We start from the raw sequence: 17087 nt of genomic DNA, 5'->3' as shown, positions 1-17087 counted from the left end.
TTCCGGAAGAGCCCGGGATGGCGCGCTCGGACGACCTGAAGGCGCTCGCCCTCTCGTGCCTCGACGAGATGAAGGCCGAGGAGACCATCGCGATCGACCTGGCGGGAAAGACCTCTCTCGCCGACACGATGATCATCGCGTCCGGCCGGTCGCAGCGCCATGTCGGCTCGATTGCCGACAAGTTCATCCAGGAAATGAAGAATCGCGGCTACGGCAACGCCCGGGTCGAGGGCATGCCGGCCTGCGACTGGGTGCTGATCGACGCCGGAGACGTGCTCGTGCACATCTTCCGTCCCGAGGTGCGCGGCTTCTACAATCTGGAGAAGATGTGGGGCGCCGACCGCCCGCTGGGTCTGGCAGCGGATTAATTTCAGGGGGGCTGACGCTCGTCAAAACCGTCTCCGTCATTCCGGGACCGCGCAGCAAAGCGCGGAAGCCGGAGCCGCCGAGGAGTCGGACGCGATCGTCCCGCATGGCCCCATTGGTTTGGTGATTCTCAATTCCGCGCTCTCGCCCGCGGCGAGCCCCGGAACGAGGTGTCATCGGGCCAACATCGCCTCGACAGCCGACACAACAAGAGATCCCGCCCCGTGCGCCTCGTCCTGGCAGCGATCGGCCGTCTGAAGGCCGGACCGGAGCGAGAGCTCGCGTCCCGGTATCGCGACCGTGCCGCCCAGCTCGGCCGCGGCCTCGGCTTCCCCGCCTGCGACGGCGTCGAGATCGTGGAATCCCGGGCCCGCCGGGCCCCGGACCGCTGCGCCGAGGAGGCGTCCGCCCTGCTCGCCCACCTGCCGCCCGGCGGCGGGTGCTGGTGGCCTACGACGAGCGCGGCCGCTCGGACGTCGCCAGCGAAGCCCTGGCCGAGCGGATCGCCGGATGGCGCGACGCCGCCCGGCCGGCCCTGATGGTGGCGATCGGCGGGCCGGACGGCCTCGATGCCTCAATTCGGACGAAGGCGGAGCTGATCCTGTCCTTCGGGGCCGCCACACTGCCCCACGGACTCGTGCGCGTGCTCGCCCTGGAACAGATCTATCGCAGCCTGACCATTCTGGCGGGTCACCCGTATCACCGCGGCGAGCCGGGCTAGGGCGCTGTGCGGATCGATGATGGTGCCAAGAGCGGTGTCCTCCAGCGGTCGGCCCTGCGCGCCGCCCTGATGCTCGCCCTGGCCTGCGTGGCGGTCCCGTCGCGGGCCCAGGAGCCAGCCACGACCGCGGAATCCGAAAAGATCCAGCGTACCAACGAGGAGCGCGACCGGCGGGCCGAGAATCTCAAGCGCGTTCAGGATGCGCTCGCCGCCAGCGCGGGCCAGCGCACGCAGTTCGAGGGCGAGATCGCCGCCATCGGCTCGGACCGTGCCAAGCTCGACAGCGCCCTTTTGGACGCCGGACGCCAGGCGCAGGCGACCGAGGACCGGCTGAGCCGCCTGGAAGACCGCCTGAAGGCGATGACCGAGAGCGAGGCCGCGATCCGCCGGTCCCTGCACGCCCGCCGCGGCATCGTCGCCGAGATCCTGGCAGCGCTCCAGCGGATGGGCCGCCGCCCGCCGCCGGCCGTCCTGGTGAGCCCGGAGGACGTGCTGGCGGTCATCCGCACGTCGATGCTGCTCGGCGCCGTGGTGCCGGAGCTGCGCGGCGAGGTCGACACCCTGGCCGCCGACCTCGCCGAGATGATCCGCCTGCGCGGCTTGATCGCGCAGGACAAGGAGGGGCTGGCCAACGATCTCGCCGGCTGGGCCCGGGAACAGCAGCGCCTGCAGGCTCTGCTCACCGCCCGGCGCGCCCGGCAGGCGGAGGTCGAGGGCGGCCTGACCGCGGAGCGCAAGCGCGCGGTCGAACTCGGCGCCCAGGCGAAATCCCTCAAGGACCTGCTCGACCGCACGGAGGCCGAGGTCGCGGCGACCCGGCGCTCTGCCGACGAGGCCAAGGCGGCCGCCGAGCGCGAGGCCCGGGTGACGCAGGAACGTTTCGCCGCGGCCGGGGTCCGGGATCCGGCGCGCCTGGCTCCGAAGGTGCATTTCGCGGAGGCGCGGGGCGAAGTGCCGCGGCCGGTGAGCGGGCGGCTGGCGCGGGGCTTCAACCAGCCCGATGGCAACGGCGGGATTACCCGGGGCGTCTCCTTCACGACGCGGCCGAAGGCGCTGGTCGCCTCCCCGGCCGACGGATGGGTCAAGTTCGCGGGGCCGTTCCGGTCCTATGGGCGTCTCTTGATCATCGATGCGGGCGACGGCTACTATCTTCTGCTGGCGGGGATGGATCAGATTAGCGTAGAGGTCGGCCAGTTCGTTCTCGCGGGTGAACCGGTGGGCAGCATGGGCGAGGGCGGCGCGGGCCCGTCGGGGTCCGAAGGCGATCCATCGCTGTACGTCGAGTTCAAGAAGGACGGCGGCTCCGTCGATCCGGAGCCGTGGTGGGCGAAGAGCCCCAGTGACAAGATACTTGGCGAGAAGGTTCGCGGCTGATGCGCAAGACGTCCCTGATCATGCTCGGCGCCTTCCTGGGTGCCGGCACCTCCATGGTGGCGACCCAGACCGACTTCCTGTCGGGACCGCGGGCCGTGGCCGCTTCCGCCGAGACCTATCGCCAGCTGAGCCTGTTCGGCGACGTCTTCGAGAAGGTCCGCACCGACTACGTCGAGAAGCCCGACGAGTCGAAGATGATCGAGGCGGCCGTCAACGGCATGCTGACCTCCCTCGATCCGCATTCGAGCTACATGGACGCCAAGGCGTTCCGTGACATGCAGACCACCACCCGCGGCGAGTTCGGCGGGCTGGGCATCGAGGTCACGATGGAGGACGGCCTGATCAAGGTCGTCACCCCGATCGACGACACTCCCGCCGCCAAGGCGGGCCTGCTGGCCAACGACATCATCACCCAGATCGACGACGACCAGGTCCAGGGCCTGACCCTGAACCAGGCGGTCGACAAGATGCGCGGCCCGGTGAACTCGGCCGTGAAGCTCAAGATCTCCCGTAAGGAGTCGAAGGACCCGATCGACGTCACGCTCACGCGCGACGTGATCAAGATCAAGCCGGTGCGCTCCAAGGTGGAGGGCGGCGACGTCGCCTACATCCGCCTGACCCAGTTCAACGAGCAGACCTTCGACGGTATGCGCGCGGCGATCGAGAAGCTCTCCGGCGAGATCGGGGCCGACAAGCTCAAGGGCTACGTGGTCGACCTGCGCAACAACCCGGGTGGCCTGCTCGACCAGGCCGTGATGGTCTCGGACGGCTTCCTCGATCGTGGTGAGATCGTCTCCACCCGCGGCCGTAACCCGGACGAGACCCAGCGGTTCTCGGCCAAGGCCGGCGACCTGACCAAGGGCAAGCCCGTGGTCGTTCTGGTCAACGGCGGCTCGGCCTCGGCATCCGAGATCGTGGCCGGCGCCCTGCAGGATCACAAGCGCGCGACCATCATGGGCACGCGCTCCTTCGGCAAGGGCTCGGTGCAGTCGATCATCCCGCTCGGCGGCTCCGGCGCGCTGCGGCTGACCACGGCGCGTTATTACACGCCGTCGGGCCGCTCGATCCAGGCAAAGGGTATCGAGCCCGACATCGAGGTGCTGCAGGACGTGCCCGACGAGCTGAAGGGTAAGGACGAGACCAAGGGTGAGGCCGGTCTGAAGGGCCACCTGAAGCAGAAGGATACCGACGAGCGCGGCGGCTCCTCCGCCTACATCCCGCCGGATCCCGCCAAGGACAAGCAGCTCCTGTCGGCCATCGACTTCCTGCACGGTATCCAGAAGGGCGCCGCCAACAGCGGCACCCCCGCCCAGCAGCAGAAGCCCAGCCTGCCGAACTGATTTCTTTCCACCCACCGAAAATAAATCACCCCGTCCGGCAGGCCTGCCGGGCGGGGTTTTTCGTTCCAAACAGTGATGTTAGCAAAAGATTAACCATACCGACCGGCAATACGTGATGGGATACGCGCCGCTGCTATCGGGCGTGGGACGCGATTCCGCATCGAGTGCCGCTTGACCGAGTCCACCGACGATATCCTCACGCGCCCCCTAGGGGTGCCGGAGGCGCAGGCGCCGGAGCGGCCCCAAGGTCGGTTCGCACGCTTCGTCGCGCCGCTGCGCCGGCCGAGGATCGCCGCGGGGGCGCTCGCCGGCGCCATGCTGTTGGCCTGCGGGCTCGTGCTCGCCTTGGGGGATCCCCGTGGCGGCGAGCCGCGCGTCGAAGTCGCGATCACGGTGCGCGAACCGGCCTCCCGGCCGGTGGTCGCCCCGGTTGCGGCCGCCCCGGAACCGCAGGGCGTGGTGGTGGTCAACGCGGGCGGCGCACAGCAGCGCACCGCCGAGGAGATCGAGACCGCGTCGGGCGTGACGGTGGTGCGACCGCCGGGCTCCAGCCCGAGCGAGGCCGTCGTGATCCGCGTCCCGCCGCCGAGCGCGCCGCGGCTCGCGCCGGCGCCGGATGCGCGCATCAGCGAGCAAGGCCGCCACGGCACGATGCCCAAGCTCGGCGACGGCCGAACCCGCGCCCTCGACGTCTATGCCCGGGCCGAGGAGCCCGGCACCGGGCCTCGCATCGCGGTCCTGGTCACGGGCCTCGGTGTCGGGCAGGCCGCCACGGCTGGCGCCACCGTGCGCCTGCCGACCGCAATCAGCCTCGCGTTCCTGCCCTACGGCGGCGAGGCGGAGCGCGCCGCCGCCCGGGCGCGGGATGCCGGCCACGAGGTCTTCCTCCAGCTGCCCATGGAGCCGTTCGACTATCCCGACAGCGATCCCGGGCCCCAGACGCTGCTCACCGCCCTCAAGGGGGTCGAGAATGCCGACCGTCTCGCCTGGTCGCTGGCCCGCTTCCCCGGCTATGTCGGCGTCGCGAACTACATGGGCGCGAAGATGATGGCCGACCCGGCCTTCGACCCGATCCTGCGTGAGATCGGTGCCCGCGGCCTTGGCTTCCTTGACGACGGGACCGGGCCGAAGCCGAGCTTCGCCAACAAGAGCCGCACCCCGGTCGCCCGGGCGGAGATCGTCCTCGACGCCGTTCCGCGGGCCGACGCCATCGATGCGGCGCTCGGCCAGGCGGAGGCGCGAGCCCGCGCGACCGGATTCGCCCTCGTGACGGCCAGCGGCTCGGCGCTCGGCGTCGACCGGATCGCGCGCTGGGCGCGGGACCTCGATACCCGCGGCATCCGGCTGGTGCCGGCGAGCGTGGCGCTGCGCGGGGCGGTGGAGAAGCGAGTCAGCACGGCGAATTGACGGCCTCCCGGCCGCGCTTTTGCCGCCGCCGCCGTTGCCGCGTGACTTGCGCCTGACCTATGGTCGCCCGCGATGACCACAGATTCCGACTCAGGCGCTGCGCTGCCCTACCGCCCCTGCGTGGGCGTCGCGTTGATCGCGCCCTCGGGCGGCGTCTTCGTTGGCCGCCGGACGAAGGATGCCGGACCGGAGCACGTCGCCGGCCCGTACATGTGGCAGATGCCGCAGGGCGGCATCGATCCCGGCGAGGATCCCGAGGCGGCCGCCCGCCGGGAGCTCTACGAGGAGACCAACGTACCACCCGATGCGATCCGCCTGCTCGGCGAGATCCCGGACTGGCTCGCCTACGACCTGCCGCCGGCGGTGATGAAGCAGGCCTGGAAGGGGCGCTATCGCGGCCAGACCCAGAAGTGGTTCGCCTACGGCTTCCTCGGCAGCGAGGACCTGATCGACGTGCTGACCCCCGGTGGCGGCGCCCACAAGGCCGAGTTCGACGCCTGGCGCTGGGCGCGGTTCTCCGAGCTGCCGAACCTGATCGTGCCGTTCAAGCGCCCGGTCTACGAGGGTGTGGTCGCTGCTTTCTCGGGGCTCGACGGCTGGGCGGCCGAGACCGGTGCGACCGCGCCGGCGCAGCCGTGACGTCCCGGGGGGGATCGTAGGGTGGTACGCTGGCTCGCGATTCCGCTCGCGCTCGCGCTGGCGTGGCTCGCCTTCACGGTGAGCCCGCTCTGGTCGCTCTACGACCTGGCTCAGGCCGTGCGCCGGCATGACGTGGCCTATATGGAGGGCCACGTGAACTTCCGGACCCTTCGGCTGTCCCTGGTCCGCCAGATCACCGCGGCGGTGCGCACCGCCTCCGACACCGACCTGGATCTGGAGCCCCGCGACCGGCAACGCCTCAACGACGTCGCGTACGGCCTGGCGCTGGCGCTGGCCGAGACCCTGGTCACACCCGAGACGGTGATGGACCTGCTCGACAACGGCTGGCCCGACAAGCTGGACATCGAGCGCCCCGCCAGCTTGAAGCCGGAGGGTTTGGCGATCCGGAATGCAGGACGACTCCTGCCCTATTACGCCGCCCTGGAGATGCGCGGGTTCCGGGCGGTGGTCATTCCGGTCCCGCCCGAGGGGCCCCGGGCCGAGCGCAACCGTATCCGGCTCCGTCTGCGCGGCTTCAGCTGGCGGCTGGTGGACATCGAGATGGCCGACATCCTGCGCGCGCAGATCGCCGCCAAGCTCGGCCGTGCGCTGGCCCGCGCCAAGGCCGGCGCGAGTGCTGCGGAGGAGCGGTAGGAGTCCGTCTCCGGTGTGTTGCGCCGCCGCCCTAATCCGGCGGCGAGATAGTTACACCAAACCTTCCGGACCCCAGCCACCCGTGAAACCCCCAAAGGCCACGTTCGAGGCTTTGTAGCGCTCCGGGGTGTGGTCGGTCGTCGGAGGAAGCGTCGATCGCTGCTGCGCGGGGTGACTCCCGGCTTCAATTCGCCTTGGGAGCCGTCTTCGGAGCCGCTGCCTTCTCGTCCGCCGGTGTCTTCGCCTTGGGCTCGCGCGCCTCGACCAGGCTCTCGGCCTCGTCCTCGTCGGTGTTGCCGCCCTGCACGATCGTCTTGTCGGGATTGGAGAGCAGCGACTTGGCGATGCCGAGCAGCACCTCGCACTCGCCCGGGAATTTGTAGGTCTCCAGCACGATCGCCGCGTCGCGCAGCGTGCGCAGGTCGCGCACCGTCTGAGCGTTGGCGTCCTCGCGCAGTTCCTTCTTGGCCGCGATTCCCTCCTCGATCTGCGCGCCCTTCACGTCGCACGCGGCCCGGGCCGGCACGGCGACGGCCGCGAGGGCGAAGGCGAGACCGGTGGCGAAGAGGGGGGGCCGCATGGCGGGATTCCTTGGGGTGGGTCAGGCGTGATGGGGATGGTGCGCGGCGCGCAGGATGTCGTTCGTGAGCGCAACGAGCTGGCTGGGGCGGTACGGCTTCGGAACGAACACCGATTCGGAGACGGCGTCGGCGGGCGACAGGCAGGCACGCCCGCCGGACGTGTAGATGACGGGCAGGTCCGGGCAGACGCTGCGGGCCCGGCGTGCCAGCGCCAGCCCGTTCGTGTTGCGGGCGAGGTCGATATCAGTGAAGAGCATGTCGACGCTCTCCCGTGCCAGGATCGCTTCGGCCTCCCAGGCATCCGCGGCGGTGAGCACCCGATATCCCTCTTCGAGAAGCGCTTCGGCCGCGAGCTCGCAGACGGTCGGCTCGTCCTCGACCACCAGGATGGTGGCGGCGGCCGAATCCAGGGCGGGCATGGACGGGCAGGCGAAGGCGGCGACGAACGGCATCATGACGCAACTCCCACTCACCCGGCGGGGGCGCTGGAGCCCCGTGCCGGATCGAAGGAGCAACGGGCCCCTGCGCCCCGGCGTTCGCCGTGATTGCATCGAATTGCCCGGACTTGGTGCACGGCCCGTTAACCCCGCCCCTGCGCAGATGAACGGAGTGGCCGAAATGGTTAATGGCTCGTTACCGGGATGCTGCGGGAGGCTTGATCCGTGAACCGCTCCTGGCAATTGGGCACCGGCCTGCTCCTCACGGGGCTGGCGGGATACGTCGATGCGCTGGGCTTCGTGCGGCTGGGCGGCCTGTACACCTCGTTCATGAGCGGCAACACCACGCAATTCGCGGTCTTCGGCGCCGAAGCGAAGCTGCAGAAGATGGTGATGCCGGCGATTCTGATCGCGGCGTTCCTGACCGGCTCGGTCCTGGGCAGCGGCCTGGCGATCCTGGTGCCGTCGCGCTGGAGCACCCCGGTGGTGCTCGCCTACGAATCGCTGCTGATCCTGGGCGGCCTGGCGCTCGGTCTCGCTTCCCCCGAGCTGGGCCTTGCCGCGTTCTTCGTAGCCGTGGCCATGGGCGCGCAGAACGCCGTGCTGGCGCAGGTGCAGGGTTTCCGGGCTGGTACCACCTTCGTCACCGGAGCCCTGTTCAGCCTGGGCCAGAAGATCGCCCGGGCGCTGACACGCACGGGCGACCCGCTCGGCTGGATCGGCGACGGGCTGGTCTGGTTGTCCCTGTTGCTGGGCGCCTTCCTGGGGGCGCTGGCCTACGATGCGTTCGCCCTCTACGCCCTGATCGCGCCGGCGGCGGTCTCGGGGGTGCTCGCGCTGATCACCGCGTTCCTGGTCCTGCGCGCCGGCCAGAGGACCACGAAGGTCGAGTTTCCATGAGCGATTCCGTCAGCCATCCGTCCCTCACCGAACACGTCGCGCCGCTGGAGGCGGGCGCCCACGTGGTCGCGGCGCAGTTCCTGAAGGACGCCCCCGCCCTGGCGCTCGGCGACGGCACCGTGGCCCTCATGCAGGGGGATGCGCTGACCCGGATCGCCGCCCATCCCGACAGCGGGATCCTGGTGGCGGCCGGGAGCAGCGACCGCCTCGTCACGGGCGGCGACGACGGCCGGGTCGTCGAGATCCGGGCCGGTGGCGCCGTACAGGAGCTCGGCGCGGCCAAGGGCGGTGTCTGGATCGACGCTCTGGCGCTGCATCCGGACGGCGCCGTGGCCTGGTCGGCCGGTCGCGCGGTCGTCGCCCGGGATGCCAAGGGCCGGGAGCGCAGCTTCACGGCGCCCTCGACGGCCCGGGGGCTGGTCTTCGCCCCGAAGGGCTACCGTCTCGGCGTCGCCCACTACAACGGCGTCAGCCTCTGGTTCCCGAATCTCGAGACGCCCGCCGAGGTCGTGAGCTGGAAGGGCTCGCATATCGACGTCACGTGGTCACCGGACGGCCGCTTCGTGGTCTCGACCATGCAGGAGAACGCGCTGCACGGTTGGCGCCTGCAGCCGGATCGCGGCCACATGCGGATGTCGGGTTATCCTGCCAAGGTCCGCTCCGTGTCCTGGTCTTCCGATGGGCACTGGCTTGCCACCGGAGGCGCCGAGGCTGCGATCGTCTGGCCGTTCGATTCGAAGGAAGGCCCCACCGGTAAGGCGCCGCGGGAATGCGGCGTCCGCCCCGCCCGGGTGACGCGGGTCGCGTTCCACCCCAAGGCGCCGGTCCTGGGAGTGGGCTACGAGGATGGCTGCATCCTGCTGGTGCGCTTCACCGACGCCTCGGAGCTGCTGGTGCGGCGCGCCGTGCCGGGCAGCGGGATCACGGCACTCGCCTGGGACGCACGCGGCAACCGCATGCTGTTCGGCTGCGCCGACGGCCAGGCCGGACTGCTGACCCTGCCAGCGTGATCTGCCGGTGCCCCGTTCTTTTGGTTATCGGCCGAAGCCATGCTTTTTAGGCCGCGTCCTGTCTCCGACCCGGAGGGTCTGACGTGTTCCGCGTGTTCCGCACTCTCGGCCTCGCCCTCGGCCTGCTCGGCGGCTTGATAGCCGCCCAGGCCCCCGAATTCGCGCAGCAATACGCGCAGCGCCTCGGTGGCGCGGTGGACGAACTGCGCCGTCAGGTGGCGGTGCTCGAATCGGACGCGCAGGCCTCCGGCACCACCCGCGACGGCGCGGTCGACCGGCTGCGCACCAACCCCGACCAGCTGGTGGCCCGGCGCGGCGAGGCCGCACAGGCCGACATCTCTCGGCTGGCAAGATTGAGCGCGCAGGAGCAGGCCCTCGCCTCGGCGACGAGCCCGCTCGGCAAGGTGGTGGCGATGCTGCGCGACCCCGACCTGCCGGTAGCGCAGGCCGCCTACCAGGATTTCAGCCCGGCTGTGCCGACCAATGCCGACGGCCTCGCCGCCGGTCTGATCGGGTTCCTGACCGCCTGGGGCGGCTGGCGCGTGCTCTCGGATGTCGGCCTGCGGTTCGCCCGCAAGCGCCCGCGAACGGCGACCCGGACGGCCTGATCCGCCACCGGCGCGACGCGCTGACCCGGGAGTGTTGCTCAGGGTCTACAGCGGCTTGCGCGGAGCTTGCGTATCGAGCGTGATCCGGCCATCTGGGTCCGAGAGAAGGCGCAAGATGCCGCGGGCGTCGAACTCCCCCACGATCGATCCGGCGCTCGACGCCGCCGCCCTGCTGCGGCGCGTCGGCTTCTTCGGCCTGTTCGTCATCCTGCCGGTGCTGGCGCAGGTCGCCCGCCGCGCCACCGTGATCCTGGCGCCGATCGCCGTGGTGCTGCTGATCATCGCCAGCGCGATCGACCGGCGCCAGCGGCCGGTCCGGCCGGGCGTGTCCCGGTTGCTCACGGCGCCGGCCTTCCTGGCCGGCATGCTGGTGGTGCTGTGGTCGGTGCTGTCGCTGACCTGGACGCCGTTCCTCGGCCCGGCCGTGGAGCGTCTGGCCAACCTCGCGGCGACGATCGGGTTGGCGCTGCTCGGCTATTTCGCCCTGCCGGACCGGATGCGCTCGGCCAATCTCTACCTGCTGCCGTTGGGACTTGTCGCGGGCGCGATCGTTGCGATCGTGCTGGGGCTGTTCGGGGCGCACATGGCGCCGCCCGGCATCGACGACGACGGAGCCCTCGATCGCGGCTTGATCCTGCTGATTCTTCTGGTCTGGCCGGGGCTCGCCTGGCTGCGATCACGGCGGCGTGACCGCGAGGCGCTCGGACTCGCCCTGCTGGTCGCCCTGGCGCTGACGGTCCAGCCGGACGCCACCCAGATCGCTGCGCTGGCGGTCGGCGCGCTGGCCTTCGCGGTGACGAGCTACCGGCCGAAGCTCGGCGTGATGCTGACCGCGACCCTGTCGGCCGCGCTGCTCGCCGTGGCGCCGCTGCTGCCGTTCCTGGCCCGGCCGATCGGCGCGGTGTTGTTCGGGCCGCTCTCGCCCGCGGTGCTGTCATTGAAGAGCTGGCAGAAGGTGGTGACCACCGATCCGGTGCGGCTGATCACCGGCCATGGCTTCGAGACGGCACTGCGCGGGCGCCTGGTCGGTATGCTGCCGCTGAACGCGCCGACCACGGCCCTGTTCGAGTTCTGGTACGAACTCGGGATCGTGGGCGCGCTGTCCGCCGCCTTCGCGCTCTACGCCTCGATCCGCCGGGCCGGCCGGGACATCCCGGCCCTGATCCCGGGAGCGATGGGGTGCTTCTCCGCCGCCTTCACGGTCGCCTGCCTGGGTGTCGGCCTCACGGCGATCTGGTGGCTCAGCATCGTCGCCATCGTCATCGTGGTGTTCGTGGCGGTCGAGCGCGGCCAGTTCCGCACCAACCGCCCCAAGGTCGCCAAGCTTCCCCGGCTGCGCGCGGACTGATCCTCGGCTCACCGGTTCAGGAAGCCGTGCAGGCGGATCCAGGCCAGGAACAGGCCCGGCCACGCGGCAGCCGGCGTACCCGGGGCGCCCAGGCCGAAACCGTGCCCACCGCGCTCGAACAGGTGCAGTTCGGCCGGCACCCGCGCCCTCCGCAAAGCGGCGAACATCAGCAGCGGATGGTCGGCCACCGCCACCGGGTCGTCGATCGCCTGGACCAGGAAGGTTGGGGGCGTCTGCGGCCCGACCTGCAGGTCCACCGAGTAGGTCTTCATCTCGAGCGGGGTGACCTCGTCGCCGACCAGGATCCGTCGCGTCGCGGTGCCGTCGAACGGCTTGCCCATGGTGATGACCGGGTAGATCAACCCTGCCAAGACAGGCCGAACCGGCTGCGCGTCGGCCTCGTCCACCGGGGTGTAGAGGTCGCTCGCGGTGCCGACCGCGGTCTCGCCCATCAGGTGGCCGCCCGCGGAAAAGCCCAGTACGCCGACCCGGGCGGGGTCGATCCCGTATTCCGCGCCCCTCGCCCGGACCAGCCGCAGCGCCCGCTGCGCATCCTGCCGCGGCGCGTCGGGGCCCGCGCCCCAGCCCTCCGCGGGCAGGCGGTAGACCAGCAGGAAGACTGTGATCCCCGCTGCGTTGAGGACGCGCCCGACCGGCACGCCCTCGTTGCCGAGCGCGATGAACTGGTAGCCGCCGCCGGCCGCCACGATGATCGCCGCGCCGTTGGGATTGGCCGGCCGCATCGCCAGCAGGCATGGCTTGGCCACCCGGGTGACGTCGCCCGAGCGGCCCTCGACATAGCGGTAGCCGTCCGGATCGGGCCCGCTGCCGCCCCCCGGAGGCTGGCCGGGCCACAGATCGATCACCTGCAGGTCCGCCCCGGGCAGCGAGCGTGGCAGCGCGCGGATCGCCTCGTGGGGCGCCGGCTCCGGCGGCTTTTCCTGCGCCTTTGCCGCGCGCAGGCCGAAAGCGGTGGTCAAGCCTGCGAGCAGCAGGCGGCGGTCGAGATTCATGGACCGGTCCCGGGGGCCGCTCAGGACAGGGCCCGGATGGCGGGACGGGCGGACTCGGGCATGGCGCTCTCCTGAAACATTCCTCGCCCAACGTCGTGGGACGCGGGGACGGTTCCGGAGAGGCGCGTCCTCAGGCGCGCCGGGTGATCACGGATACGTAGAAGCCATCGGTGCCGGTCCGCAGCGGGGTCATCTGCAGGCCGTGTTCCGTCTTGCGAACAGAGGATGCGAGGCTTGGCGGTCCCGCCGCCAGCACGGTCTCGGCCGGCACGGCATCGAAGCGGCCACGCCAGCGGGACAGCAGCCCGGCCACCGCCGCGTCGTTCTCCGCGGGCAGGAGCGAGCAGGTGATGTAGACGATCCGCCCGCCGGGCCGGACCAGCTTGGCTGCGCGGTCGAGGACCTGGGACTGCTCGGCGATGCGCAGGGCCAGGCTGCCGGGCCGCAGCCGCCACTTGGCATCCGGGTTGCGCCGCCAAGTCCCGGAGCCGGTGCAGGGTGCGTCGACCAGCACCCGGTCGATCTGGCCGTCCAGATCCTCCAGCACGTCGGCGCGGGCTTTGCCACTGCGCGGTGTCCGGACTTCGGCCGCGGCCCCGGAGCGGCGCAGGCGCTCGTGGATCGGCGCGAGCCGGCGCGGATCGCCGTCCGTGGCGATCAGGCGGGCGCCGTTACGGGTCTGGGAGGCCAGCGCCAGGGTCTTGCCGCCACCGCCGGCGCAGAGGTCGACGAGGGTCTCGCCCGCGTGCGGATCCACCAGGAGGGCGGCGAGCTGCGAGCCTTCGTCCTGGATCTCATACCAGCCGTCCAGGAACTCGGCCTCGACGTGGAGCGCCGGGCCGCGGCCGTCAGCGCCGATCGGGATCCGGACGCCGAGTGGTGCGTGCGGGGTCGGGGCGGCATCGAAGCCGCTCAGCGCAGGCATCAGGTCGTCACGGCTGCCCCGTAGGGCGTTGACCCGGATATCCAGGGGCGCGCGCCGGGCGAGCGCCTTCAATTCGGGGATCAGGTCGTCGCCCAGCGCGGCCTCCAGCTCGGGCAGCACGAAGGCCGGGGCATCGCCGGCCACTTCGGGCGGGGCTTCGTCCAACGTGCCGGATTCGAGGCGCGCGCGCTCGTCGTCGCTCAGCGGCTCGGGGGCGAAGCGCTCGCCGGAGAACAGCGCGGCCACAGACGCGGCGGCGAGCCCCTGCTGCAGCCGCAGGGAGCCAATCAGCACGGCGCGCGGCGCCTCGGAATCCATGATCCAGGCGGCGGAAGCCCGCCGGCGCAGGGCGTCGTAGACCAGACTGGCGATTCCGGCCCGGTCGCCGGAGCCGGCGAAACGGTGGGCGAGGCCCCAATCCTTCAGCGCGTCGGCGGCGGGGCGGCGGCGCTCCGCGATATCGGTCAGGACTTCGATGGCGGCGGAGCAGCGGGCGGCGGGGGTCAGGGTCGACATCCTTTAAAACGGCGCTCGGCCGACGCGAAACGGCCACGCTTGGCCCACGATGCCGCCGCGGTGCGGCCGAGCTTCCAGCACGATCCCGGCTCAGACCGGGTCGCGGGCGGTCCCGCGATGCGGGCCAGCCCCGTGTCGTATGGCATCCTCCCGCCGCGGACCAGTGCGTTCCGCGGACGGAGGTCTGTCCGGGAGTGCCTCAGATCATGTCTTCCCTCGTTCGCGTAACCCGCTCCGTGACCCTCGCCGGATTCGCCGCCGCCGCCCTCGCCGCCTGTGCGAGCGCCCCGGCCGCCCCCGATCTCACCCCGCCGCCGCGCCGGCCGCTGGATGCCAAGACGCAGCTCGAATACGGCAACCCGCCTCCGCCGCCTCCGCCCGGCCGCTACTGAGAAGCGACGACTCGCCCATCCCCACCTCATCCCGGTGTGACGGAGCGAAGCGGAGGCCTTGGGGGAGGCCTCCGGCCGGCAGCGCGAAAGCCGGAAGCGCCCTTCCAGGGTTGCCGTCGCAGACATCCGGGACCAGCGGATCTCTCGATCGTGTCGCTGGATAAAACCGGACGGTTGCGGCGCGCGCCTCAGGCCGCCTCCCTAGCTCGCCGGGCCTCATAGGCCTTCAAGCCGGCATAAACCTGACCGAGCAGCGGGAAGGCCGCCTCCGGACTGAGGCGGCCACCCCGGGCGATCAGGTCGCCGATCACGTGGTCTGCCTCGATCCGGCCGCTGTTCTCGATGTCGCGCAGCATCGAGGCCGTGAAGGTCGAGCCCTCCGCGGTGAGCTGCGCCCGAGCCCGCTCGGCGACGACTCCGCGCGGCTCGAACCCACTCGCCGCGGCCACCGCCGTGCATTCGGCGTGAAGGGCGGCGATGAAGGCCGTGCCGCCGGGCGCAGCCACGATGTCGCCGACCGCGGCCCGCATCAGCGTCGTCGCGCCCGCGAGCGTCGCCAGGAACACCCATTTCTCCCACATCTCCTGCAGGATCACGTCGCTGAGGCGCGCCTGGAACTTCAAGCCGCGCATCAGGTCATCGACGGCCTCGATGCGGGCCGAGCGCGACCCGTCGCGCTCGCCGTAGGTGATGCTGCACAGCTCGCTCATGTGCCGGATCGCGCCGTCCGGCGCGAGGGTCGCCGCGATGGCGCAGGAGCCGCCCAGCACCCGCGCAGCGCCGAACTTGGCGTCGAGCGCGTCGAGATGGGACATCCCGTTCAGCAGCGGCAGGATCGCGGTGCCCCCGCCTATGGCAGGCGCGAGGTCGGCGAGGGCGCTGTCGAGGTCGTAGGCCTTGCAGGAGAGCAGCACGAGGTCGAACGCGCCCGCCTGGGCCAGCGTGTCGGCCGTGACGGTGGGCGGCGCGGGCAGATGCAGGTCGCCCAGTGGCGAGTGCAGCACCAGCCCGTTCACCGCCAGTTTCTCGGCCCGGGCCGGCCGGACCAGGAAGGTCACGTCCGACCCCGATTCCGCGAGCCGCGCCCCGTAATAGCCGCCGGTCGCCCCGGCTCCGACGATCAGCGTGCGCATTGGGTCTCTCCGGGGCGAGATCGTTGTCGGCCGCATCGGTCCGTGCCGGCCCAGCCATCGGAGGTCGCCCACCGGATCGAGTCAAGGCGGTGATGATCGGTGGGCCTAGGCTGACGTGCCTGTCCCCTCGCCGCCGCGGGCGAGGGGACGCTTCGTGGCCAAATCGAACGTGGGCGTCAGGTCCGCGACGGGTAGTTCGGGCTCTCGCGGGTGATGGTCACGTCGTGGACGTGGCTCTCGCGGAGGCCGGCATTGGTGATGCGGATGAACTGCGCCCGCTCCTGGAAATCCGGGATGGTCGCGCCGCCGACATAGCCCATGGCGGCGCGCAGGCCGCCGGCGAGCTGGTGCAGGACGTTGCCGACCGGGCCCTTGTAGGGGACCTGGCCCTCGATACCCTCCGGCACGAGCTTGTGGGTGTCGTTGACTTCGGCCTGGAAGTAGCGGTCGGCCGAGCCGCGGGCCATGGCGCCCACTGAGCCCATGCCCCGGTACGACTTGTACGAGCGGCCCTGGTACAGAAACACCTCGCCGGGCGCCTCGTCGGTGCCGGCCAGCAGAGAGCCGAGCATCGCCACCGAGGCGCCGGCCGCGATCGCCTTGGCGAGGTCGCCGGAATACTTGATGCCGCCGTCGGCGATGACCGGGATGTCGGCCTCGCCGGCGGCCTCCACGGCCTCCAGCAGGGCGGTGAGCTGGGGCACGCCCACGCCCGCCACGATGCGGGTGGTGCAGATCGAGCCCGGGCCGATGCCGACCTTGATGGCGTCCGCACCCGCGTCGATCAGCGCCTTGGTGCCCTCGCGGGTGGCGACGTTGCCGGCGATCACCTGGACGGCGTTGGAGAGCTGCTTCACCCGGGCGACGGCGTCGAGCACCTTGATCGAATGGCCGTGGGCGGTGTCGACCACGATCACGTCGCAGCCGGCGTCGATCAGGCGCTCGGCCCGCTCGAAGCCGCTGTCGCCCGTGGTGGTCGCGGCGGCGACCCGCAGCCGGCCCTGCTCGTCCTTGACGGCGAACGGGTAGGTCACGCGCTTCTCGATGTCCTTGACGGTGATCAGGCCGATGCAGCGGTAATGGTCGTCGACCACCAGCAGCTTCTCGATGCGGAACTGGTGCAGGAGGCGCTTGGCCTCGTCCTGGGTCACGCCCTCGCGGACGGTGATCAGCCGATCCCGGGTCATCAGCTCGGCAACCGGCTGTGCGGGGTTCGTCGCGAAGCGGACGTCGCGGTTGGTCAGGATGCCGACCAGCTTGCCCCGGGAGCCGTTGGGCCCGCGCTCCACCACCGGGATCCCGGAGATGCGGTTGCGCTTCATCACCTCGAAGGCGTCGGCCAGGGTCTCGTCGGGATGGATGGTGATGGGGTTCATCACCATGCCGGACTCGTACTTCTTGACGAGACGGACTTGCTCGGCCTGCTCTGCGGGCTCCAGGTTGCGATGGATCACCCCCATGCCGCCGTTGGCCGCCATGGCGATGGCCATCGGCGCCTCGGTGACCGTGTCCATGGCGGAGGCGAGGATCGGCAGGTTCAGCGGGATCGAGCGGGTCAGCCGCGAAGCGACGTTGACCTCGGTCGGCATCACCGAGGAGGCGGCGGGCCGCAGGAGCACGTCGTCGAAGGTCAGGCCTTCGATGATCGTGGCGGAATCGACTCGGGCCATGTGCCAACTTTCCTCGGACGGCCGCGCTTTGAGGGGGTGCGCAGCGGGATCGG

At 71.1% G+C, this 17087-nt stretch carries 17 protein-coding genes and 1 pseudogene; 12 read left to right on the top strand and 6 right to left on the bottom strand.

Annotated elements, in window-relative coordinates; translation table 11 throughout:
* The first annotated feature begins 68 nt into the window (after positions 1–68).
* The 7 genes and pseudogenes from rsfS to FVA80_RS00720 all read left to right on the top strand — a co-directional run bounded on the left by rsfS (position 69) and on the right by FVA80_RS00720 (position 6501).
* Positions 69–368 (top strand): ribosome silencing factor, encoded by a 300-nt coding sequence (rsfS, locus tag FVA80_RS00750; RefSeq protein WP_348644653.1) that lies wholly within the window; start codon positions 69–71, stop codon positions 366–368.
* Positions 369–590: 222 nt separating this feature from the next.
* Positions 591–1087, top strand: a pseudogene (gene rlmH / locus FVA80_RS00745) (23S rRNA (pseudouridine(1915)-N(3))-methyltransferase RlmH).
* A gap of 69 nt (positions 1088–1156) precedes the next feature.
* Entirely contained in the window at positions 1157–2461 is a 1305-nt protein-coding gene (locus tag FVA80_RS00740) for a peptidoglycan DD-metalloendopeptidase family protein (protein ID WP_147908251.1), read from the top strand.
* Entirely contained in the window at positions 2461–3801 is a 1341-nt protein-coding gene (locus FVA80_RS00735; RefSeq protein WP_147908238.1) for a S41 family peptidase, read from the top strand. The genes FVA80_RS00740 and FVA80_RS00735 overlap by 1 nt, the downstream gene beginning before the upstream one ends.
* Positions 3802–3972: 171 nt before the next feature.
* Positions 3973–5208, top strand: coding sequence for a divergent polysaccharide deacetylase family protein (locus tag FVA80_RS00730; protein WP_147908239.1), 1236 nt, complete (start codon positions 3973–3975; stop codon positions 5206–5208).
* Between the two features lie 72 nt (positions 5209–5280).
* Complete coding sequence (locus FVA80_RS00725; RefSeq protein WP_147908240.1) at positions 5281–5847, top strand: RNA pyrophosphohydrolase; 567 nt, start codon at positions 5281–5283, stop codon at positions 5845–5847.
* 21 nt (positions 5848–5868) lie between these two features.
* Positions 5869–6501: a DUF2939 domain-containing protein gene (locus FVA80_RS00720; protein ID WP_147908241.1), complete on the top strand. Its 633-nt coding sequence runs from the start codon at positions 5869–5871 to the stop codon at positions 6499–6501.
* 184 nt (positions 6502–6685) lie between these two features.
* Here FVA80_RS00720 and FVA80_RS00715 read toward each other — a convergent pair whose 3' ends face one another.
* Both FVA80_RS00715 and FVA80_RS00710 read right to left on the bottom strand, forming a co-directional pair.
* Positions 6686–7081 carry a photosystem reaction center subunit H gene (locus tag FVA80_RS00715; protein WP_147908242.1) on the bottom strand — a complete coding sequence of 132 codons (396 nt, stop codon included), beginning with the start codon at positions 7079–7081 and terminating at the stop codon, positions 6686–6688.
* Positions 7082–7102: 21 nt separating this feature from the next.
* Entirely contained in the window at positions 7103–7537 is a 435-nt protein-coding gene (locus FVA80_RS00710; protein ID WP_147908243.1) for a response regulator, read from the bottom strand.
* 207 nt (positions 7538–7744) lie between these two features.
* Between FVA80_RS00710 and FVA80_RS00705 the strand changes: the two genes are divergently transcribed.
* From FVA80_RS00705 to FVA80_RS00690, 4 genes are all read left to right on the top strand, one after another.
* Entirely contained in the window at positions 7745–8419 is a 675-nt protein-coding gene (locus FVA80_RS00705) for a YoaK family protein (RefSeq protein ID WP_147908244.1), read from the top strand.
* Positions 8416–9429: a WD40 repeat domain-containing protein gene (locus tag FVA80_RS00700; protein ID WP_147908245.1), complete on the top strand. Its 1014-nt coding sequence runs from the start codon at positions 8416–8418 to the stop codon at positions 9427–9429. The genes FVA80_RS00705 and FVA80_RS00700 overlap by 4 nt, the downstream gene beginning before the upstream one ends.
* An 83-nt stretch (positions 9430–9512) precedes the next feature.
* Positions 9513–10037, top strand: coding sequence for a DUF2937 family protein (locus FVA80_RS00695; RefSeq protein WP_147908246.1), 525 nt, complete (start codon positions 9513–9515; stop codon positions 10035–10037).
* Between the two features lie 115 nt (positions 10038–10152).
* On the top strand, positions 10153–11385 hold the full coding sequence (locus FVA80_RS00690) for a peptide ABC transporter permease (protein WP_147908247.1): 1233 nt from the start codon (positions 10153–10155) through the stop codon (positions 11383–11385).
* Positions 11386–11393: 8 nt separating this feature from the next.
* Here the strand turns inward: FVA80_RS00690 and FVA80_RS00685 are convergent, their stop codons facing one another.
* Positions 11394–12398 (bottom strand): alpha/beta hydrolase, encoded by a 1005-nt coding sequence (locus FVA80_RS00685; protein ID WP_147908248.1) that lies wholly within the window; start codon positions 12396–12398, stop codon positions 11394–11396.
* Between the two features lie 130 nt (positions 12399–12528).
* Entirely contained in the window at positions 12529–13839 is a 1311-nt protein-coding gene (locus FVA80_RS00680; RefSeq protein ID WP_187193560.1) for an RsmB/NOP family class I SAM-dependent RNA methyltransferase, read from the bottom strand.
* A 206-nt stretch (positions 13840–14045) separates the two neighbouring features.
* Here FVA80_RS00680 and FVA80_RS00675 point away from each other — a divergent pair, with 206 nt between their 5' ends.
* Positions 14046–14231 carry a hypothetical protein gene (locus FVA80_RS00675; RefSeq protein ID WP_147957769.1) on the top strand — a complete coding sequence of 62 codons (186 nt, stop codon included), beginning with the start codon at positions 14046–14048 and terminating at the stop codon, positions 14229–14231.
* Between the two features lie 188 nt (positions 14232–14419).
* Here the strand turns inward: FVA80_RS00675 and panE are convergent, their stop codons facing one another.
* On the bottom strand, positions 14420–15364 hold the full coding sequence (gene panE / locus FVA80_RS00670) for a 2-dehydropantoate 2-reductase (protein ID WP_147909780.1): 945 nt from the start codon (positions 15362–15364) through the stop codon (positions 14420–14422).
* 176 nt (positions 15365–15540) lie between these two features.
* On the bottom strand, positions 15541–17034 hold the full coding sequence (gene guaB / locus FVA80_RS00665) for an IMP dehydrogenase (protein WP_147909779.1): 1494 nt from the start codon (positions 17032–17034) through the stop codon (positions 15541–15543).
* Between the last annotated feature and the right edge of the window lie 53 nt (positions 17035–17087).

Origin of the sequence: Methylobacterium sp. WL1 (assembly GCF_008000895.1) — a bacterium.
GTDB lineage: Bacteria > Pseudomonadota > Alphaproteobacteria > Rhizobiales > Beijerinckiaceae > Methylobacterium.
This window is presented reverse-complemented; position numbering and strand designations above follow the sequence as displayed.

Bases quoted from the DNA above. Each gene is read 5' to 3' on its own strand.
- rsfS (WP_348644653.1), top strand. From the start codon at position 69: ATGAAGGCCGAGGAGACCATCGCGATCGACCTGGCGGGAAAGACCTCT.
- FVA80_RS00740 (WP_147908251.1), top strand. From the start codon at position 1,157: ATGCTCGCCCTGGCCTGCGTGGCGGTCCCGTCGCGGGCCCAGGAGCCA.
- FVA80_RS00735 (WP_147908238.1), top strand. From the start codon at position 2,461: ATGCGCAAGACGTCCCTGATCATGCTCGGCGCCTTCCTGGGTGCCGGC.
- FVA80_RS00725 (WP_147908240.1), top strand. From the start codon at position 5,281: ATGACCACAGATTCCGACTCAGGCGCTGCGCTGCCCTACCGCCCCTGC.
- FVA80_RS00715 (WP_147908242.1), bottom strand. From the start codon at position 7,081: ATGCGGCCCCCCCTCTTCGCCACCGGTCTCGCCTTCGCCCTCGCGGCC.
- FVA80_RS00710 (WP_147908243.1), bottom strand. From the start codon at position 7,537: ATGATGCCGTTCGTCGCCGCCTTCGCCTGCCCGTCCATGCCCGCCCTG.
- FVA80_RS00700 (WP_147908245.1), top strand. From the start codon at position 8,416: ATGAGCGATTCCGTCAGCCATCCGTCCCTCACCGAACACGTCGCGCCG.
- FVA80_RS00690 (WP_147908247.1), top strand. From the start codon at position 10,153: ATGCCGCGGGCGTCGAACTCCCCCACGATCGATCCGGCGCTCGACGCC.
- FVA80_RS00685 (WP_147908248.1), bottom strand. From the start codon at position 12,398: ATGAATCTCGACCGCCGCCTGCTGCTCGCAGGCTTGACCACCGCTTTC.
- FVA80_RS00680 (WP_187193560.1), bottom strand. From the start codon at position 13,839: ATGTCGACCCTGACCCCCGCCGCCCGCTGCTCCGCCGCCATCGAAGTC.
- FVA80_RS00675 (WP_147957769.1), top strand. From the start codon at position 14,046: ATGTCTTCCCTCGTTCGCGTAACCCGCTCCGTGACCCTCGCCGGATTC.
- panE (WP_147909780.1), bottom strand. From the start codon at position 15,364: ATGCGCACGCTGATCGTCGGAGCCGGGGCGACCGGCGGCTATTACGGG.
- guaB (WP_147909779.1), bottom strand. From the start codon at position 17,034: ATGGCCCGAGTCGATTCCGCCACGATCATCGAAGGCCTGACCTTCGAC.